Origin of the sequence: Georgenia sp. EYE_87 (assembly GCF_023148685.1) — a bacterium.
Classification (GTDB): Bacteria; Actinomycetota; Actinomycetes; order Actinomycetales; family Actinomycetaceae; genus Georgenia.
Genome location: NZ_JAHXNL010000010.1, coordinates 1 through 18,577, shown reverse-complemented (window position 1 = coordinate 18,577; position 18,577 = coordinate 1). Strand labels below are relative to the sequence as shown.

The window sequence follows — 18,577 nt, the reverse complement described above, 5'->3', positions numbered from 1 at the left end:
ACTCCGTGGCCAACCGGCGGCGGCCCGTGGCAGAGACCAACTTGGCGGAGAGAACCATGTCAGAGACGTTGTTGACTCACCGGTCGCGAAGAGCGCTGCCAGCGCTGGCGGCCATGGCACTCGGCGCCACCATCGTGGTGCTACCAGTTTCAGGGGCCGCTGCAGCGACCGACGAGGGCCTCGTCGGAGGCTGGCGGATGGACGAAGGCTCCGGGTCCGCCGTCGTCGACTCGGTCGGCGACAACGACGGCACCATCCAGGGGTCGGTCGCCCGGATCCCTGGTCACCGTGGCAGCGGCGCACTGGACTTCACCGGCGGCCGCGTCACGATCCCCGACTCCCCCGAGCTTGACCTCACCGGTCCGATGTCTGTGGCTGCTTGGGTGAATCCCGATGCGTTTGCCACGGAGTCGATCGTCAAGAAGGCGGTGCAAGGCGTCACTGGTGGCTATGAGCTGTCGTTGTCGAACAACGATGTCGCGTTCTTCCGGCTCAACCAGCAGACCAACCAGAACACGTTCCGGGTCGACTCGTCCGCGACGCCCGGCGCTGTGACCGCTGTCACGCCAGGGCAATGGAACCACCTGGTCGGTGTCTATGACGGAACCAGCATGACGCTGTACGTCAACGGAAACGCGAGACCGTCGATCACGGGCCCTGCAGAGGTCGCGACCAACGACCTTCCCCTGACCATCGGCGCCCAGTCTGACTCCAGCGGCTCAACACCGTTCAATGGCGCGGTCGACTCGGTGCACATCTACGACCGGGCGCTCACGCCCGCCGAGATCACCGAGCTCATGAACGCTGACCCGGCCTTCGAGCCTGTCGAGGAGGACGTGGAGGTGGCGCCGGCGGATGTGACCTTCGACGACCGCGCCGGCACCGGGTCCGACACGTACACCATCCCCACGAGGACCGGCGTGGAGTACCTCGTCAGCGGAGCTGTGAAGGCTGCAGGCACCCATGAGGGCAGCGGCACCGTCACGGTCACCGCCCGGGCGCTGGACGGCTACACCTTCGCCGCCGGCGCGAAGACCACCTGGACGCACACCTTCTCGACCTCGACGGGACCGTCCGCCCCCGGTCCGGGAACGCCGACCGAGCAGCGGTACGGGTTCTTCCTCAACGACTCCTGGTCGTCCAAGGCGAACCACGTGTTCGTCTACGGCAAGTTCACCGACGAGGTTCTGATGGGTGACTGGGACGGAAAGGGCGGAGACACGATTACCGTGCGCCGGGGCAACATGTTCTACGTGAGCAACGCACAGCGTGGCGGACAGGCCGAGAAGGTCATCGCCTACGGCAAGACCGGCGACGTGGTGCTGGTCGGAGACTGGGACGGAGATGGCGTCGACACCTTCGCGGTTCGGCGCGGCAACGCCTATCACATCAAGAACACCATCTCCGGTGGGCCTGCCGACCAGGTGGTGCACTACGGCAAGGCCGGCGATGACGTCGTGGTCGGCGACTGGGACGGCGACAGCAAGGACACGCTCGCCGTCCGTCGCGGGAACACCTACTACGTCAAGAACTCGGTCTCTGGCGGCGTCGCTGACCGGGTTATCGCGTACGGCAGGGCCACCGACACGGTCCTGGCCGGTGACTGGGACGGCAAGAACGGGGACACCTTCGCCGTGCGACGCGGGAACGTTTACCACGTCAAGAACTCCATCTCGGGTGGCGCAGCCGATCTCGTCCAGAGCTTCGGCCGAGTCGACGACGAGGTCTACGTCGGCGACTGGGACGGCAACGGAACCGACACCCTCGGCGTCCGTCGAGTTCCGTAAGGAGCGGCGCTTCGCAGCAGGGCCGGGACCCGCACCCATGGGGTGCGGGTCCCCTTCTGTCCTCCCACAAGGGTGACCTCCTTCGTCGCCCGGAAATCACCCTCCGAAAAAGTCCGACGCCGTGACCCGGTTGTGATACTCGGCAGCACCACGGATCAGGACCCTTCATCTTCTCGCGCGAGCTCGCAGCCTTCCGGCGTACGAGCCAGCCGGAGCGTCAGGGAGCAAGCCATGTCGAGAGCCGCAGAGGTCCCGCCAGCGAGGTGGGCAGCCGCGCTGCTGGCCGGGGCGGTCGTGCTGGCGATGTTGCCGGCGGCGGGCGCCTCGGCAGCGACCGCCGGGAGCGGTGCTGTGCCCGGCCCGGAGATCACCGGTGCCGAGGGCACGGTCACGGTGCTGTCCTCACCGGCCGACTCCGGTGACGACCCGTCGTTGTGGTGGGCCTGGATAGCCCCGGCGACCGGCACCTACCGCTTCTACACGCACGGCAGCGAGATGGACACCGTCCTGACGGTCCACGCCGACGTGGAGAGTCAGACCCCGCTGGTCTCGAACGACGACGACGGCGACCTCGCCACTTCCCTCGTCACCTTCGAGGCCGACGCCGGAGACGTCTACGCCATCGAGGTGCTGGCGCCGTCGGACGAGCCGGGCCTGGTGAACCTGGCCTGGCACGGCGACGACGGCGCGAGCGCTGGCGCCCCAGGGGCGCGCGCTGCCGCGCCGGAGCAGCTCGCCGCCACGGCGATCATCGAGGGCGACGCGACCATCTCCTCCACCGTCACGACCGGCGAGAAGCCGCAGTCCAAGACCTGGAAGTACGCCGGCACCTGGTGGGCCGTGCTGGCCTCGTCCTCCGGCACCTGGGTCTGGCGCCACGACGGCGGCAGCTGGACCAACGTCTATCGCCTGACCGACGACACCACGGTGCGGGCCGACGTGAAGGCGGTCGGCAACGTCGTGCACGTGCTGCTCTACGACGGGTCCACCGAGCTCGTCTCGCTCCAGTATGACTCCGGGCCGCGCAGCTACCGGCCCTGGGGCTCGCGGTCGGGAGCAACCTCGGTGGACCTGGGCAGCGGCGGCGAGACCGCCACGATCGACATCGACGCCACGGGCCGGATGTGGCTGGCCTACGACACCGAGAACTCGGTCGAGGTTCAGTACAGCAGCTTCCCGTACAGCTCGTTCTCGGGTCCGGTCACCCTGGAGACGGGCATCGACAAGGACGACATCGCCGTGGTCGCCGCGATGTCCGGCGGTGTCGGAGTCATGTGGTCGGACCAGCGGAGGGACCGCTTCGGCTTCCGTTTCCACCCGAACAGCTCGGCACCCGGCTCGTGGGGGGCCGTCGAGTTGCCGGGCGCGGCCTACGCGGCCAGCAACGGTTCCGGCTTCGCGGACGACCACATCAACGTCGCCACGGCGTCCGACGGCACGCTGTACGCGGTGGTCAAGACCTCCTTCAACGACTCGTCACATCCCGATCTCGGACTTCTCGTCCGCCGCCCGTCCGGACGCTGGGACCCGTTCTACGAGGTCTCCGGCAGCGGGACCCGGGGCATCGTGCAGCTGAACGAGGCCGAGAGGACGCTGCACGTGGTGTACACGTCGGCGATCAACTACGACGACATCCTCGTGCGCGAGAGCTCGACCGGCAGCATCGACTTCGGTTCGGCCGAGAAGGTCTTCTCGGGCAGCTTCAACGACGCCACCAGCACCAAGGACAGGTGGACCGGGGACCTCATGATCCTCGCCGCGGACGTGGAGTACGAGGTCCACTCCGCCCTCCTGACCGGTGACGGCAGTCCGGCCCCCCAGGAGCCGCCCCCGACGGAGCCGACCGACCCCCCCGACCCGGACGAACCCACCGACCCGGCGGGGCCGACAGACCCCGCCGCCCCGAAGCCGGCTCCGACCGAGCAGCGCTACGGGTTCTTCCTCAACGACGCGTGGACCACCAGGGCCAACCACGTCTTCCAGTACGGCAGGGTGACCGACCAGGTCTTCGTCGGCGACTGGAACGGCGACAACAAGGACACCATCGCTCTGCGCCGGGGAAACCTCTTCTACATCAAGAACGCCCTCGGTGGCGGCGCGGCGGACCAGGTAGTGGCCTACGGCCGCCCCGGCGACACCGTCCTCGTCGGCGACTGGAACGGCGACGGGAAAGACACCTTCACGGTGCGCCGCGGCGCCCAGTACCACGTGCGCAACTCCATGACCTCCGGGCCCGCCGACCAGGTCGTCGTCTACGGCCGCTCGGGCGACCAGGTCCTCGCCGGCGACTGGAACGGAGATCGCAAGGACACCCTCGCCGTCCGCCGCGGCTCCGAGTACCACATCAAGAACACCATCACCGGCGGCAAGGCCGACCAGGTAGTCGTTTACGGCCGCCCGGAGGACACCGTCCTCGCCGGCGACTGGAACGGAGATCGCAAGGACACCCTCGCCGTCCGCCGCGGTTCCGAGTACCACGTCAAAGACACCATTGCCGGCGGCAAGGCCGATCTCGTCCTCGTCTACGGCCGCGCCGACGACGAGATCTACGTCGGCGACTGGAACGGCGACAGGAGCGACACTCTGGGTGTGCGCCGAGTCCCGTAGCCCGATCAGTCAGGAAGGCGTCTCACCGACCGTGCGGCTCACCGCCGCCGGCGGCGCCGCCCCACGGTCACCAGCGCCCCCTGCGGCAGGACGACGTCGGGGTCGAGGGTCCTCGGCAGGGCGTTGAGGAAGACCGTGAACACCGGCGGGCGCCGCTGGCTGAGCTCGAGCCGGCCGCCGTCGGCGGCGACCAGGCTCTTGGCGAGCGCGAGGCCGAGTCCCGTGCCCGAGCCGCCGGAGACGTGCTTGGTGAAGATGTCCGGGGCCAGCTCGTCGCTCACGCCCTGGCCCTCGTCGGCGACGTCGATGAACACCCCGGTGCCCTTGCCGGAGGCGCGCGTGCGCACCGTCGTCGTCCCGTCGCCGTACTTGAGCGAGTTCTCGATCAGCGTGGCCAGCACCTGGGCGAGCGAGCCGGGCGAGGCGAGGACGGCCACCCCGGCGGCGTCGTCGAGGACGAGCTTGCGGCCCGCCCGCTCGAAGCTGGCGGCCCACTCCTCCTCCTGCTGGGCGAACACCTCGTCGAGGTGCACCGCCTCCGTGGTCCCGCCCGAGGAGGACCGGGAGCTCTTCAGCAGGTCCTCCACCACACCGGTCAGCCGCTCGAGCTGCTCGAGGGACACCCGGGCCTCCTCGCGCACCTCCTCCTGGTCCGACACGGTGAGGATCTCCTCCAGCCGCATCGACAGCGCCGTCAGTGGGGTGCGCAGCTGGTGGGACGCGTCGGCGGCGAACTGGCGCTCGGCGGCGAGGCGGCCCGCCATACGGTCCGACGTGCGGGCGAGCTCCGCCGCCACGAGGTCGATCTCCTCGATCCCGGAGGGCTTCATGCGCGGGCGCACCTGCCCTGAGCCGATCTGCTCGGCGGAGGCTGCGAGGTAGATGAGCGGCGCGGAGAGCTTGCGCGCCTGGCGCCGGGCGACGACCACCCCCACCGCCAGCGCCGCGACGGCGCCCGCGACGATCAGCGCGACGACCCTCGCCACCTGCCACTGCACGTCCGAGGCGTCGATGTCCATGCGGATCGTCGCCCCCGAGGGGGTGATCTGCAGGGAGCGGAGCACCTTCCCCTCCAGCGCTGGGCCGGCGCGGAACTCTCCCCCCTCGGGCCCGCGCACCAGGATGGCGGCCTCGTGCTGGACGTTGCCGCCGACCCACGGCTCGAGCATCGCGTCGTCGAGCTCCTCGCCGACGTTGATGCGCCGCTCGACGGAGCGCCCGAGCGAGGAGACGCGCAGGTCGAGGGTGGCCCGCTCGGCCTCCCACACGAAGATGCCGCCGAAGACCGCCATCGGCACACCCAGGATGAGCACGGCGACCGTCACCGCGACCACGATCATCTGGATGGCGCGACGGCGCACGGCGACTAGTTCCCGGTGGTCTCGAAGCGGAAGCCCATGCCCCGCACCGTGGTGATGTACCGCGGGTCGTTCGCGTCGTCACCGAGCTTGCGGCGCAGCCAGGACACGTGCATGTCGAGGGTCTTCGTGGAGCCGGTCGGGTCCGTCCCCCAGACCTCGCGCATGAGCGTCTCGCGCCCGACGACGGAACCGGCGTCGCGCACGAGGACGCGCAGCAGCTCGAACTCCTTGGCCGTCAGGTGCATCTCCCGGCTGCCACGGAACGCGCGGTGCGCGGCGACGTCCACGCGCACGTCCTGCGCGACCAGCTCGTCCTCCTCGGTGACGTCCCCGCCGGCGCGGCGGAGCAGCGCCCGCACGCGGGCGAGCAGCTCGGCGAGCCGGAACGGCTTGGTGACGTAGTCGTCCGCGCCGGCGTCCAGCCCGACGACCAGGTCCACCTCGTCGGCACGCGCGGTCAGCACGAGGATGGGCAGCGTCAGGCCCTTGTTGCGGATGTGCCGGGCCACGTCGAGCCCGTCCATGTCCGGCAGACCGAGGTCCAGCACGACGAGGTCCACGCCGTTGGCGAGGTCGTCGATGGCGGCCTGTCCGGTCCCGTGGGGCCGGACCTCGTAGCCCTCGCGCCCGAGGGCGCGAGCCAGGGGTTCGGCGATGGCGGGGTCGTCCTCGACGAGCAGCACGTTGGTCACGGCGTCATCGTAGGCCCAAATCCCAAGAACAGGTCAAGTAACCCTCACCCCTGGGACGACGACGCATGTCGGAGGGTCTCCACGGCACCACTCCGGTGCGGATGTTGCGGGACCTCGGTCCTGGGGACGGCTCGGCAGCCGTCAGCCCGGGCGGCGGCGAAGCTCGATGGGGGTGACCTCGCCGAGCCCCTGGAGCTCGGCGACCGCCCGCGGGACCATGGTGTACCGCGCCGCCGCCGGGAGCGTGGCGAAGGTGTCCGCCGTCGAGCGGTCCATGAGGATCGTGCCCGCCGGGGCGACGTCCACCAGGCGGGAGGCGAGGTTGACGGTGGGGCCGAAGACGTCGCCGTTGCGGGAGATGACCCCGCCCCACACCACCGAGGCGCGCACCGGCAGCATGTTCTCCCTGGCCTGCAGGGCGTTGAGCAGGTCGACGGTGACCTCGGCCCCGGTGGGCAGGTCGTCGGCGACGTAGAGGATCGCGTCGCCGATGGTCTTGACCACGCGGGCGCCGTGCGTGGTGATGACGTCGCGGGAGGTGTACTCGAAGGTCTGCACGAGGTCCGCGAGCGCCCGGGACCCGAGCTCGGTGGAGCGGCGGGTGTACGCGACCATGTCGATGAACCCCACCGCGCGCTGCAGCGGCATGCGGAACGGGTCCAGGTCCGGGCGGCGGCTGTCCGCCACCTCCGCCTCGGTGCGCACCATGAGCGCCGCGAGCTGGCGGCGCCAGGAGTAGTTGAGCTGGGACTGCAGCACGTCGACGATGCCGGGCAGCCGGTCGAGCACCACGAGCCGGGCCGAGACGTCGTCGAGGCTCATGCTGCGGGTGGCGCCCTCGGCGAGCGCCTCGGTCTGCCACAGGACGAGGCGGTCGGTGGTGTGGGACTGCGCGCGCAGCAGGGAGATCGCCGTGCTGGTGTCGATGCGGCCGTCGGTGATGAGCTGCCCCATGACGCGCAGCGCGTTGACGTCGCTGTCGCCGAACAGCACGGCGTCGTCGGTGACGTTCGGGAAGCCCATCGCCTTCCAGAACGTGCGGGCGAAGTCGACGCCCACCCCGGCCAGCTGTGCGAGCTCGACGATGGTGTAGCGCTCCGACCCGCCCAGGATCTGCTCCACCGAGGCCCGCACGGTCGACGAGTACGTCTCGCCGCCGGACGCCTCCCCGATGTCGTCCCGGCGCGGCACGTCGGGGACGCCCAGCTCGCCGTCCGGGAGCTGGTCGACCCCCTCGGCGCCGGGGGCGACACCCCGCGTGTCCTCGCTCACCCTTCGAGCCTAGTCCGCCGCCGGCTCGGTCCGGACGTGCCAGACGTCCCCCGCGGCCACCGCCTCGACCCCGGCACCGGTGTCGACGAGCAGCCGGCCGTCGGCGTCGAGGTCGACCGCCCGCCCCTCCGGGCCCCCGCCGCCGGGCTGCTCGGCGCGCACCCGGCGCCCGAGGGTCACGCAGACCTGCCGCACCCGGTCACGCACCCCCGAGACGTCGGCGTCCCCGCCGGCCGCCAGCCACCCGTCCAGCAACGGGACCAGCTCCGCCCCGACCGCGTCGAGCGCCCCGGCGGGATCGACGTCGGCGCCGAGCAGCCGCAGCGACGTCGCCCACGGCACCGGCAGCTCCGCCTGGGCCACGTTGAGGCCGATCCCGAGCACGACGATGCTCCCGCGGCCGCCGGGCAGCACCTCCGCGAGGATCCCGGCGAGCTTGCGGTCCCGGCCCCAGCGTTCGACGTCTGCCGTGCCGACGCCCAGGGCCAGGACGTCGTTGGGCCACTTCACGCCCGTCCGGGGGCCGCTCGTGTCCCCGACGGCGGCCGCCCCGGCGCTGCCCGCGGCCCCGCCGGCCGCGGCCACTCCCGCGAGCAGGCGCTCGCACGCACGCTGCACCGCCAGACCGGCCAGCAGCGGCACCCAGCCGAGGCGCTCCCGGGGCACCTCCGTGCGCAGGAGGACCGAGGCGGTCAGCGCGCTGCCCGGCGGGGTCACCCAGGTGCGGCCGGCGCGCCCCTTGCCGGCGTCCTGGTGGTCCGCGACGAGCACCGACAGGTGCGGCCAGGAGTCGGGGTCGGCAGCGGCGGCGGCGCGCAGGTCGTCGTTGGTGGAACCGGTGCGCGGCACGCGGACCACGCGGGCGAACGGGGAGTCGTGGGTCACGGCACAAGCCAACCACCCCGTGCCGCCGGTGCGACAACCACCCACCCGGTGCCCTTGGCGCGACAACCACCCACCCGGTGCCCTTGGCGCGACAAACCACCGACTGCCGAAGTGGTCCTCAGCAGATGAAGTCGGTCCGGGACGACTTCATCTGCGCAGCAGCACTTATCGGTGACACGCCGGCGCATTCGCGAGGCATGTGACGCACCGAAGCGCCTCAGGGCCACGTCCCTGGTGCTCGGGCGCCTCCTCACCTGCGCTCCGCTCTTGTGGGACCTGCACAACTGGACATGCCGGGAATCACCGCTCTCCGTGCACGGGCCGTGGGAAAGTGACAACTACGCTGTCGAGAGTGACCGAAGCGACCACCGCCCGCGGGGCGGCAGCCGACCAGCCCTCCACGGCAACGTCCCCTCCTGCGCCGACGTCGACGACGGCCGAGAAGCTGGCGGATCTCGCCGCCCGGACCGAGCGCGGGATCACCGCCCCGGCGGCCGTCGCCGTCGAGAAGCAGGGCAAGCGCGGCAAGAAGTCCGCCCGCGAGCGTCTCGAGGCGCTGCTCGACCCCGGCTCGTTCACCGAGCTCGACGCCTTCGCCACCCACCACTCCACCAACTTCGGGCTGGAGAAGAAGCGGATCCCGGGCGACGGCGTCGTCACCGGCTTCGGCACCGTGGACGGCCGCCAGGTGTGCGTGTACTCCCAGGACTTCACCGTCTTCGGCGGGTCGCTCGGGGAGATGCACGGGCAGAAGATCACCAAGGTCATGGACCTGGCGCTGCGCACCGGTGTGCCGCTCATCGGGATCTCCGACGGCGGGGGCGCGCGCATCCAGGAGGGCGTGGCGGCGCTGACGCAGTTCGCGGAGATCTTCCGGCGCAACGTCGCGGCCTCGGGCGTCATCCCGCAGATCTCCCTGATCCTGGGCCCCAGCGCCGGCGGCGCGGTCTACTCGCCCGCGCTGACCGACTTCATCGTCATGGCCGAGGGCACCTCGAACATGTTCATCACCGGGCCGGACGTCATCAAGGCGGTCACGGGCGAGGAGGTCGGCTTCGAGGAGCTCGGCGGCGCGGCCACCCATAACCAGCGCTCCGGTGTCGCCCACTACCAGGCGGCCGACGAGGACGACGCGATCGACTACGTCCGTGCCCTCCTGTCCTACCTGCCGTCGAACAACCTCTCCGACCCGCCGTCGTGGCCCACCTCCGACGCCGAGGCGACCGCCGCGCTCGAGGTCTCCGACGCCGACCGCGAGCTCGACACCCTCGTGCCCGACTCGGACAACCAGCCCTACGACATGCGCACCGTGATCGAGCACGTCGTCGACGACGGCGAGCTGCTGGAGGTCCAGCCCGGGTTCGCGCAGAACATGATCACCGCGTTCGGGCACGTCGAGGGCCGACCGGTGGGCATCGTGGCGAACCAGCCGCTGCAGATGGCCGGGACGCTGGACATCAACGCCTCGGAGAAGGCAGCCCGGTTCGTGCGCACCTGCGACGCGTTCAACCTTCCCGTGCTGACGTTCGTGGACGTCCCCGGTTTCCTGCCGGGCACCGACCAGGAGTGGAACGGCATCATCCGCCGCGGCGCGAAGCTCATCTACGCGTACGCCGAGGCGACCGTCCCCCTCGTCACGCTCATCACCCGCAAGGCCTACGGCGGCGCCTACATCGTCATGGGCTCCAAGAAGCTGGGCGCGGACGTCAACCTCGCCTGGCCGACGGCGCAGATCGCGGTGATGGGCTCGGGAGGCGCGGTGAACATCCTCCAGCGCGGCGCGCTGAAGAAGGTCGCCGAGCAGGGCGGCGACGTCGAGGCCGAGCGGGCCCGGCTCGTCGCCGAGTACGAGGAGGCGCTCGTGAACCCGTGGGAGGCGGCCGAGCGAGGCTACGTCGACGGCGTCATCGCCCCGGCCGAGACGCGGGTCCAGGTGGTGCGGGCGCTGCGCGCGCTGCGGACCAAGCGCGCGTCGCTGCCGGCCAAGAAGCACGGGAACATCCCGCTGTGACCACGATCGACGACTCCCTGGCCTCCGCCGCCTCGCCCGCGGAGTGGTCCGGCGGCGGGAACGACGACGTCGTCGCCGTCGCGCTGGGCGGTGCCGTCACGGCGGCGCACGGGGCGCCGGCGGCTCCCGCGGTCCGGGTGGTCCACGGCCGGCCCGACGAGCTGGAGCTCGCCGCGCTCGTGGCGGGGATCGTCGCGGCCCGCGGCCGGGTCGACGAGCTCGGTGGCCTGCCGGACGACGCCGCGGAGCGGGTCCGGACGCGCTGGACCGACCGGGCGCGGGTGATCGGGGTCCCGCCCGGGCCCGGCGCGGGCTCCTGGCGCTGGTCCCTCCACCGCTGAACGGAGGTCGTGGGCGGGGCTAGGCTCCCACCCGTGACCCAGACCACGTCCGACGGCGCACCCGCCGCCCGTCCCGCGACCCCGACCGACGCGATCGCGGACGCCTACGTCCACCGGCTGGCCGCGCTGGACCCGCTGACCGCGACCACCCTCGGGCTGCCGGGTCACGACCACGAGATGCCGGACCTCTCCCCCGCCGGGATCGAGGAGCAGGCCATGCTCGACCGCGCGACGCTGGCGGAGCTGGAGGTTCTCGCGCCGGTGGACGACGTCGACGGCGTCACGCACGCCGCGATGCGCGAGCGCCTGGGCCTGCAGGTTGAGCTGGCCGAGGCCGGCGAGCTCCAGCGCGAGCTCAACGTCATCGCCTCCCCGGTGCAGGCCGTCCGTGAGGTCTTCGACCTCATGCCGACGGCGACGGCGGAGGACTGGGAGACGATCGCCACCCGCCTGGCGGCCGTGCCAGACGCGCTCGAGGGCTACCAGGAGTCCCTGCGGGCCGCCCGTGCCGCGGGCAACGTGGCGGCGCTGCGCCAGGTGGAGGCGTGCCTGAAGCAGGCCGACGACCTGGCCGACGCCGACACCTCCTTCTTCACCACGCTCGTCGCCTCTGCCCGGCCGAGCGGCGAGACCCCCACCCGCGCCCTCGCCGCGGCGCTCGAGAAGGGGGCCGCCGACGCCCGCCAGGCGTACGCCGACCTGGCGCGGATGCTCGGCGAGGAGATCGCCCCCGACGCGCCGCGCGAGGACGCCGTGGGCCGCGACCGCTACGCGCTGTGGTCGCGGTACTTCCTGGGCGCCGTCGTCGACCTCGACGAGACCTACGAGTGGGGGCGGGCCGAGCTGGCGCGGATCGTCGCCGAGCAGCAGGAGGTGGCCGACCGGCTCTACGGTCCCGGCACGGACATCACCGAGGCCATGGCACGCCTGGACAAGGACCCGGCGCGCATGCTGCACGGCACCGAGGCGCTGCGGGAGTGGATGCAGGTCACCTCGGACGAGGCGGTCGCCGCCCTCGCCGGCACGCAGTTCGACATCCCCGAGCCGGTCCGGCGCCTGGAGTGCCTGATCGCCCCGACCCACACCGGCGGCATCTACTACACCGGCCCCAGCGCCGACTTCTCGCGGCCGGGCCGCATGTGGTGGTCGGTGCCCGACGGCGTCACCGAGTTCGCGACCTGGCGGGAGCGGACCACGGTCTACCACGAGGGCGTGCCGGGTCACCACCTGCAGATCGGGCAGACCGTCTACCGTGCGGAGCTGCTCAACCTCTGGCGCCGCCTGGCGTCCTGGGTCAGCGGGCACGGCGAGGGCTGGGCGCTGTACGCCGAGCGGCTCATGGCGGACCTGGGCTTCCTCGACGACCCGGGCGACCGGATGGGCATGCTCGACGGCCAGCGGCTGCGGGCGGCCCGTGTGGTGCTCGACATCGGCGTGCACCTGGGCAAGCCCGCACCTCAGGAGTGGGGCGGCGGCACCTGGGACGCGGCCCGGGCGTGGGAGTTCCTCAAGGGCAACGCCAACATGGCCGAGGAGTTCCTCGCGTTCGAGCTCGACCGGTACCTCGGCTGGCCCGGCCAGGCTCCGAGCTACAAGATCGGCCAGCGCCTGTGGGAGGAGACCCGGGACGCCGCCCGCGAGTCCGCGACCGCCCGGGGCGAGGAGTTCGACCTCAGGGCGTTCCACCGCCGCGCCCTCGACGTCGGGTCCGTGGGGCTGGACGTGCTCCGGGACGCGCTGACGCACTGAGCACGAATCCCGCCATCCGGCGCGGTCCCGCAGCTAGCGTGCTGCCATGGCCACGCCTCCCGGCCCGTCCGCACGGACCCCCGACTCGGCCTCTCCCCCACCGCGCCCGGCGATGTCGGACCGCACGCCCGCGCCGGTCGCGCCCGCCACGGTCCCGCCACCGCCCGCGCTGCTCCGTTCCCGGACGCTGTGGCTGCTCAGCTTCCTCACGGGCCTGACTGCGGTGGTCTTCGCCTTCCTCGGCCGTGAGGAGCACCTGGCGGGCATCGCCGAGCAGGTGCGCGAGCTCGACCCGGGGCGTGCGGCCGGCACCGTCGAGACGGCCTCCCAGGTGGTGCTGGTCGCCACGGTGGCGGCGATCGTGCTCGTCGTCCTGGTCGAGAGCCTCCTGGTGCGCCGGATGACGGCGCGGCGGGGCGGGGCGCGCGTCGGCCTGACGGTGCTGCTGGTCGTGCACTTGCTCGTGGCCCTGGTGGCGGAGGCGTACCTCACCGTCCCGGGCGCGAACGGGCTCCGCGATCGCGTGGTGCTCGTGGCGTGGGTGGCCCTAGCCGCCCTGGCCTACCTCGTGAGCCTCGCGCCGAGCGTCGGCCGCTGGCTCCGCGAGCGCTGACCCCGGGTCTGCCGCGCCGACCTCAGCGAGGACGCCCTCGCAGCTGCGCACCACCACCCGGCAGACCTCGGCCGCCGCCCGGTCGGTCAGCGGGCTCTCGGCGCGTGCGCGCCAGTGACGCAACCGTTCCGCAGCCTCCGCGCGAACCTCCTCGTCGGTGGCGTCCGCCGGGAGACCGAGCCGTGCTCGCGGGGCCGCCCCCCGCCCGCCGACCAGCACCTCCGCCTCGGCCGCCGCGGCACTGTCCCGCAGGGGCAGCCCGGCGGAGCGGGCCTGGGCCAGCAGCCCGAGCTCGCGCAACTCGTGCGCGCCGGCGCGGACCCGTTCCAGGGACGCCTTGACGTCCTCGGCGCCGGGGCGAGGTCGCTCGCGCAGCAGCTGCTCGACCGCGACGAGCGCCGAGCGCGCCTTGAGGTGGTCGGCTCGGGTCTGGAACTGCGCGTCGAGCAGGGCGAGCAGGGCGTCGAGCCCGCTGCGGCGCACCATCGCGTGGGCGAGCCCGGTGGGGTCCGTGGTGCCACCTCGCACGAGGGCCACGCCCAGCCGGATGCCGAAGATGCCGAACCGCTGCAGCAGCGCACGGCGCCGCTCCGGAGGGATGTCGACCGGCGCCGTCGGGGCGGCGAAGCGGTCCGCGGAGATGAGCATGCGTTCCCGGGCGGCCCGGTCGAGCTCGGCGAAGGCCGAGAGCGCCGTGAACTCCTCCTGGCGGAGCGTGCGGGCGCTCTGCGCGACGAGGCCGGCCACCGGCACCACCCCCAGGGCGAGGGGACGCAGCGTGGGGTCCTCGCGGTAGCGCGCCGCCACCACGCCGGCGGAGATCATCGCGTCGATCCGGCCCGCGCCCACCTCGTCCGCGCGGGAAAGGACGGCGATGGCGTTGACGGTGCCCGACCGGCTGGCCTCGGTGTCGCGGAACGACTGGAGGAAGTTGATGTCCGAGGCGTGCATGTGCCGCATGAGATAGACGACCGCGTCCGCCTGCGCGGGCGCGTCCTCAGGGGTGAGAAAGTCCGTGGTGCGGGCCGAGACGTCCCCCGAGAGGGAGGCGATGCCGGGCGTGTCCACGAGCGTGAGGCGCCGCAGGCTGGGCACGGGCCACTCGACCTCGATCCGCCGGACCCGCTCGGGCGACGTGCCGTCGAGCGACAGGAGCAGGCGGCCGTCCTCCCTGCGCACGGGCAGCGGCCGAGGTGCGCCGTCGACGGGGACGAGGGTGACGCGCGGCGTGGCCCCGTACCGGTACCAGGTCACCACCGTGGTGCACTCCCCCGCGTCGGTGGGCGCGATCTCCTCCCCGAGGATCGCGTTGAGCAGCGTCGACTTGCCCGCCTTGACCATGCCGGCGACGGCGACGCGCAGCGGCTCGTCGAGCCGCCGTTCGTAGGCCCTGAGCGTCTCGGCGGCGTCGTCGTCCTCGTAGAGCTCCGCGGCCGCGGCGAGAAGCGCGCGCACCTCCGCCACGAGCCGGCCGGTCATCGGCGCCCTGCCGGTGCCGGATCCTTCTCGATCTGGTCGGCCTGGCTGCGGAACTTCTCGACGCGGGCCAGCTCGGCGCGCAGCTCCTTGATCCGCCCCTCCCGCTCGGCGGCGAACGTCGCCGCCGCCTTCTGTGCCGCCTGGACGGAGTCGGCGAGGGTGCGGTGGTGCTCCTCCGCAAGCTCGGTGAAGTGGTCACGGATGGCGCGCTGCACCAGCCGCAGCCGGTCCTTGAGCTGCTTGCCGACCTGGAAGATCACGTCGTCGGTGGCACGTCTCACGAGTGCCTTCGCCTCTGCCTGGCGCCGCTTGAGGCGGGTCTCCTTGTCGTCCTTGTACGCCTTTGTCCCGATGAGGAGGCCCGCACCGACGGAGAGGGGGTTGACCAAAGACATGCCCAGCAGGCCGGTCAGGAGGCCGAACATCAGGATGCCGCCGTAGGAGCCGCGCATCCCGACGAGCACCTTCTGGCCCATGCCCATGTAGCCGGGGTCGAGGAACGGCACCGGCTCGACCGGGTCGAGGACGTCGTCGGTGTCCCCGACGCGAAGGTCGGGCAGGCGCAGCTCCTCGAGGGAGAAGTGGTCGGCCACCTGGCGCGCGAGCCACTGCGAGCGTTCGTCCGTCCAGACGAAGGTGTCGGAGACGGCCGAGGCGGTGCGCTGCTCGAACCAGTCCGAGAACTGGTCCCACACCGGGCCGGGGTCCCCACGGTCGATGGCCTCCTCGGCCTCGCGCATCACGGCCCGCATGCGGTCGCGCAGGTCGTGCTCCATGTCGGAGATGAGGTCGGTCATGCCGTCGGCCAGGGTGATCTGCCAGCGGGCGGACCGTCGTCGCTGCTCGTCGGCCTTCGACTTGGCGTCCTCGAGGTCGACGATCAGCTGTGGCGTAGCTCCGGGGTTCTGCAGCGCCTGCAGCTCTGCGCGGACGGACATGCGCAGGTTGTCCGCCGTCGAGCGCAGGTCGTGCGCGACGGAGCGCCGGGCGAGCCGTTCGGCCTGGCCGAGAATGTCCTGCCGCAGGTAGCGCACCAGGGCGGGGAAGCCGGACTCCTCGTTGAGCTCCCGGTCCTGCTCCTTGGCGGCGTGCAGGCGCAGCACCGAGGAGACCGGGAAGATCGGGATGTTCGGGGCGACCGCGTCCAGGTGGCGGCGGTCCAGCTCGACGATCCGTCGCCAGTCCGGGTAGATGTCCGTCTTCGTCAGGACGCAGCCGACGTTGGGACACATGCGCATCGCCTGGCGCAGGAAGCGCATCTCCGGCTCGGTGTACTCCTGGGAGGCGTCCGAGACCAGGAGGACGACGTCGGCGCCGGGGAGGGCGGTGAGCGTCGTCAGCGAGTGCGGCGACTCGAGCCCGCCGACGCCCGGCGAGTCCACCACGGCGAGCCCGCCGGAGAGGATCATCCGCGGGAGGAACACCTCGGCGGCCAGAAGCCGGCGCTCGTTGCCCGGGTTGCCGCGCTCGGAGACGTAGCCGGCGAGCTCGGCGAGCGGGACGGGCTCGCGGACCGGGGGTGCGTCGTCGGCCCCCTCCAGCGGCCGGCCCGACGGCAGACCTACGACGAACGCGGCCGGCTTCTCGCCGTGCCGCACGATCGTGGGGACAGAGGTGGCGATGTCGTCGTCGACGGGGCAGACCGGCGCGTTGACCAGGGCGTTGACCAGCTGGCTCTTGCCCTGTTTGAACTCCCCGACGACCATCACTCGCACGCTCGGGTCGAGCAGCCGGCGGCGCGTCTGCTCGAGCCGCCGACCGAGGTCGGGACGCCCCTCCCCCGTCAGGGCGATGCCCTGCTCCACCAGCTTCACCAGGTCCACGTCGGCTCCCTCGCCGTCGGCTTGTCCAATGACACCACAGAAGGCCCAGCGGCGGACGGGGGGACGTGGAGCCGCTGGGCCCACTGGGGGTCTATTTCCGATTGAGGGTCAGTATCAGAGCTCCACCTCGGTCTCGTTGTCGTTGAGGGAGTCGTCGACGTCGACGACGTCGTTGTCCTGCGTGAAGGAGTCCTCGACGGTGAAGGAGTCCTCGATGTCGACGTCGGTGTCCGTGTTGCCGATGTCGTTCCCGTTCAGGGAGTCGTTGACCTGGCCGGAGTTGTCGGTGAACTCCGCGTCGATGTCCGTCTCGTTCTGGTTGACGTCACCGCCGGCGATCTGGCCCTCGTTCTCGAAGTCGACGTCCACGTCAGTGCTGGTGGCGTCGCCACCGGCGATCTGGCCGCTGTTGTCGAAGTCGACGTCGACGGCCGTCTCGTCGTGGCTGTCGGTGGCGTCGCCACCGGCGATCTGGCCGCTGTTGTCGAAGTCGACGTCGACGTCCACGTCCGTGTCGTTGTCCGTCAGGTCGTCGCCGGCGGCCTGGCCCTCGTCCTCGGCGTGCACGGCGTCGCCACCGGCGATCTGGCCGCTGTTGTCGAAGTCGACGTCCACGTCGGTGTCGTGGTTCTCGCCACCGCGGTCGGCGTACTGGCCGTCGTTGTCGATCTCGGTGTCGTTGTCCTCCACCGAGCCGCCGCGATCGGCGTAGTTCCCGGAGTTCTCGATGTCGTCCGAGAAGTTGTCGTCGCCGACGACCACGGTGGCCTCGCCGTCCTCGACGTCGACCCAGGTGTTCGTGGACTCGTCGTGCGAGTTGTCGACGTCCGCGTCATCGCCGGCCGCGACGGCGTGGTCGCCCGAGGCGATGACCGCGTCGTTGTCGAACAGCTGGACCACATCGCCGTCGGCCCAGATGTTCTGGTTAACCGACTGGTCGGTGATGGTGTCGCGGTCGTCGATCTTGGAGGTGTAGGAGTAGTTGTTGACGACGTAGCTCAGCTGCTGAACGGCGTGCGCGTGGTCGTCGTCGTCGTCTCGAGGGCGATCGTCGTCATGAGGACGGTCATCGTCATCACGGGGACGGTCGCCGTCGTCACGGTCGGGCCGGTCAGGACGCCACGGCGGCGGCTGCGAGATGTTCCCGCCGACGTCAGACTCGTTGCGGCCGGTATTGTAGTCCCGATCGAAGGACGAGTCGACGCGAACGGGTGCGTAGTCGAAGATCACCGGCAGCACGGCCTCGACGTCCTCCGTGCAGACGTCGCTCAGCCCGGCGTTCTCAAGGGCCTTCTCCGGGTCGTGACGGAACGCCGCCGCGGCCTCGGGATCGCGCAGGAGACTCAACAGAAACTCGAGGAGGTTGTTGGCAATCGTCGTCATGTGGGTGTCCGTTTCTCCGTCGAAGCGATGCGCCGGACTGCTCCGGACCGGCTGACACGAACGTACGAAGAGCGTGATGGGGGCCACATCGGGGCGCCCTCCCCAATGGTCGCGAACAGCATGGGGGTTGGTGCGTCAACGGGCCTTGGGGGTGAGGGGGAAAGCGTTGCGTGCCTGTCCGAACCGGCCTGCCGCCGCGGTGTGTCACATCGGTGCCGTGCGGGGCTTGTGCGTTCACGGCGGAACCACCGTCACGACGCCCTTCACGCTTCTCGCGGGCGGTAGTAGCACCGCCACGCCGCGCTCCCTGCCCGGGCACTCACCCGCCGCAGCACCCGTGAACTGAGCCGTCAGCCGTCAGCCGTCGGTCGTTCAGCAGTCAGCCGTCAGAAGGGTGGTGGGTCGTCGCGTTCGTCGTGGAGGGGTTCGGGTCGGCCGTGGTGGGGTGGGCGGACGGCGAGGAGGGTGACGGTGCCGTTGCGTTCGCGGCGGTAGGTGTGCCCGGAGGGGGTGAGCCAGACGAAGATGCCGGGCTCGGGCTGGGTGACGGCGAAGGCGCCGACGGTCTTGGTGA

General features: G+C 71.6%; 14 protein-coding genes. 6 read left to right on the top strand and 8 right to left on the bottom strand.

The genetic code is table 11. The features are described 5' to 3' along the window. The first annotated feature begins 56 nt into the window (after nucleotides 1-56). Together KZX45_RS14395 and KZX45_RS14390 are read left to right on the top strand one after the other, a co-directional pair. Entirely contained in the window at nucleotides 57-1,787 is a 1,731-nt protein-coding gene (locus tag KZX45_RS14395) for a LamG domain-containing protein (RefSeq protein ID WP_248258444.1), read from the top strand. A 231-nt stretch (nucleotides 1,788-2,018) separates the two neighbouring features. After that, nucleotides 2,019-4,394 carry a hypothetical protein gene (locus KZX45_RS14390; protein WP_248258443.1) on the top strand — a complete coding sequence of 792 codons (2,376 nt, stop codon included), beginning with the start codon at nucleotides 2,019-2,021 and terminating at the stop codon, nucleotides 4,392-4,394. Nucleotides 4,395-4,432: 38 nt separating this feature from the next. Here KZX45_RS14390 and KZX45_RS14385 read toward each other — a convergent pair whose 3' ends face one another. From KZX45_RS14385 to KZX45_RS14370, 4 genes are all read right to left on the bottom strand, one after another. After that, the gene (locus KZX45_RS14385) at nucleotides 4,433-5,755 is read right to left on the bottom strand and encodes an ATP-binding protein (protein ID WP_248258442.1); all 1,323 of its coding nucleotides are present in this window, start codon (nucleotides 5,753-5,755) and stop codon (nucleotides 4,433-4,435) included. 5 nt (nucleotides 5,756-5,760) lie between these two features. Further along, a complete protein-coding gene (locus KZX45_RS14380) occupies nucleotides 5,761-6,447 on the bottom strand; it encodes a response regulator transcription factor (RefSeq protein ID WP_248258441.1) in 687 nt (228 codons plus the stop codon). 141 nt (nucleotides 6,448-6,588) lie between these two features. Then, the gene (locus KZX45_RS20350) at nucleotides 6,589-7,719 is read right to left on the bottom strand and encodes an adenylate/guanylate cyclase domain-containing protein (RefSeq protein ID WP_248258440.1); all 1,131 of its coding nucleotides are present in this window, start codon (nucleotides 7,717-7,719) and stop codon (nucleotides 6,589-6,591) included. 9 nt (nucleotides 7,720-7,728) lie between these two features. Then, entirely contained in the window at nucleotides 7,729-8,604 is an 876-nt protein-coding gene (locus tag KZX45_RS14370) for a biotin--[acetyl-CoA-carboxylase] ligase (protein WP_248258439.1), read from the bottom strand. A 445-nt stretch (nucleotides 8,605-9,049) separates the two neighbouring features. Here KZX45_RS14370 and KZX45_RS14365 point away from each other — a divergent pair, with 445 nt between their 5' ends. The 4 genes from KZX45_RS14365 to KZX45_RS14350 are packed head-to-tail and all read left to right on the top strand — an operon-like array spanning nucleotide 9,050 to nucleotide 13,318. Beyond that, nucleotides 9,050-10,615: an acyl-CoA carboxylase subunit beta gene (locus KZX45_RS14365; protein WP_248258535.1), complete on the top strand. Its 1,566-nt coding sequence runs from the start codon at nucleotides 9,050-9,052 to the stop codon at nucleotides 10,613-10,615. Further along, nucleotides 10,612-10,956: an acyl-CoA carboxylase subunit epsilon gene (locus KZX45_RS14360; RefSeq protein WP_248258438.1), complete on the top strand. Its 345-nt coding sequence runs from the start codon at nucleotides 10,612-10,614 to the stop codon at nucleotides 10,954-10,956. The genes KZX45_RS14365 and KZX45_RS14360 overlap by 4 nt, the downstream gene beginning before the upstream one ends. A 33-nt stretch (nucleotides 10,957-10,989) precedes the next feature. Further along, nucleotides 10,990-12,705 carry a DUF885 domain-containing protein gene (locus KZX45_RS14355; RefSeq protein WP_248258437.1) on the top strand — a complete coding sequence of 572 codons (1,716 nt, stop codon included), beginning with the start codon at nucleotides 10,990-10,992 and terminating at the stop codon, nucleotides 12,703-12,705. 46 nt (nucleotides 12,706-12,751) lie between these two features. Then, nucleotides 12,752-13,318: a hypothetical protein gene (locus KZX45_RS14350; RefSeq protein ID WP_248258436.1), complete on the top strand. Its 567-nt coding sequence runs from the start codon at nucleotides 12,752-12,754 to the stop codon at nucleotides 13,316-13,318. Here KZX45_RS14350 and KZX45_RS14345 read toward each other — a convergent pair. The 4 genes from KZX45_RS14345 to KZX45_RS14330 all read right to left on the bottom strand — a co-directional run. Then, the gene (locus KZX45_RS14345; RefSeq protein WP_248258435.1) at nucleotides 13,253-14,797 is read right to left on the bottom strand and encodes a dynamin family protein; all 1,545 of its coding nucleotides are present in this window, start codon (nucleotides 14,795-14,797) and stop codon (nucleotides 13,253-13,255) included. The genes KZX45_RS14350 and KZX45_RS14345 overlap by 66 nt on opposite strands. After that, entirely contained in the window at nucleotides 14,794-16,620 is a 1,827-nt protein-coding gene (locus tag KZX45_RS14340) for a dynamin family protein (RefSeq protein ID WP_248258434.1), read from the bottom strand. Before KZX45_RS14340 ends, KZX45_RS14345 begins: the two co-directional genes overlap by 4 nt. A 114-nt stretch (nucleotides 16,621-16,734) precedes the next feature. Further along, complete coding sequence (locus tag KZX45_RS14335; RefSeq protein WP_248258433.1) at nucleotides 16,735-18,003, bottom strand: IniB N-terminal domain-containing protein; 1,269 nt, start codon at nucleotides 18,001-18,003, stop codon at nucleotides 16,735-16,737. A gap of 386 nt (nucleotides 18,004-18,389) precedes the next feature. Continuing rightward, the coding region (locus tag KZX45_RS14330) for a hypothetical protein (RefSeq protein WP_248257835.1) at nucleotides 18,390-18,577 on the bottom strand (188 nt) is incomplete at its 5' end.

Excerpts from the sequence above, each read along its gene's own strand:
- KZX45_RS14390 (WP_248258443.1), top strand. The coding sequence starts at position 2,019 with ATGTCGAGAGCCGCAGAGGTCCCGCCAGCGAGGTGGGCAGCCGCGCTG.
- KZX45_RS14350 (WP_248258436.1), top strand. The coding sequence starts at position 12,752 with ATGGCCACGCCTCCCGGCCCGTCCGCACGGACCCCCGACTCGGCCTCT.
- KZX45_RS14345 (WP_248258435.1), bottom strand. The coding sequence starts at position 14,797 with ATGACCGGCCGGCTCGTGGCGGAGGTGCGCGCGCTTCTCGCCGCGGCC.
- KZX45_RS14335 (WP_248258433.1), bottom strand. The coding sequence starts at position 18,003 with ATGACGACGATTGCCAACAACCTCCTCGAGTTTCTGTTGAGTCTCCTG.
- KZX45_RS14395 (WP_248258444.1), top strand. The coding sequence starts at position 57 with ATGTCAGAGACGTTGTTGACTCACCGGTCGCGAAGAGCGCTGCCAGCG.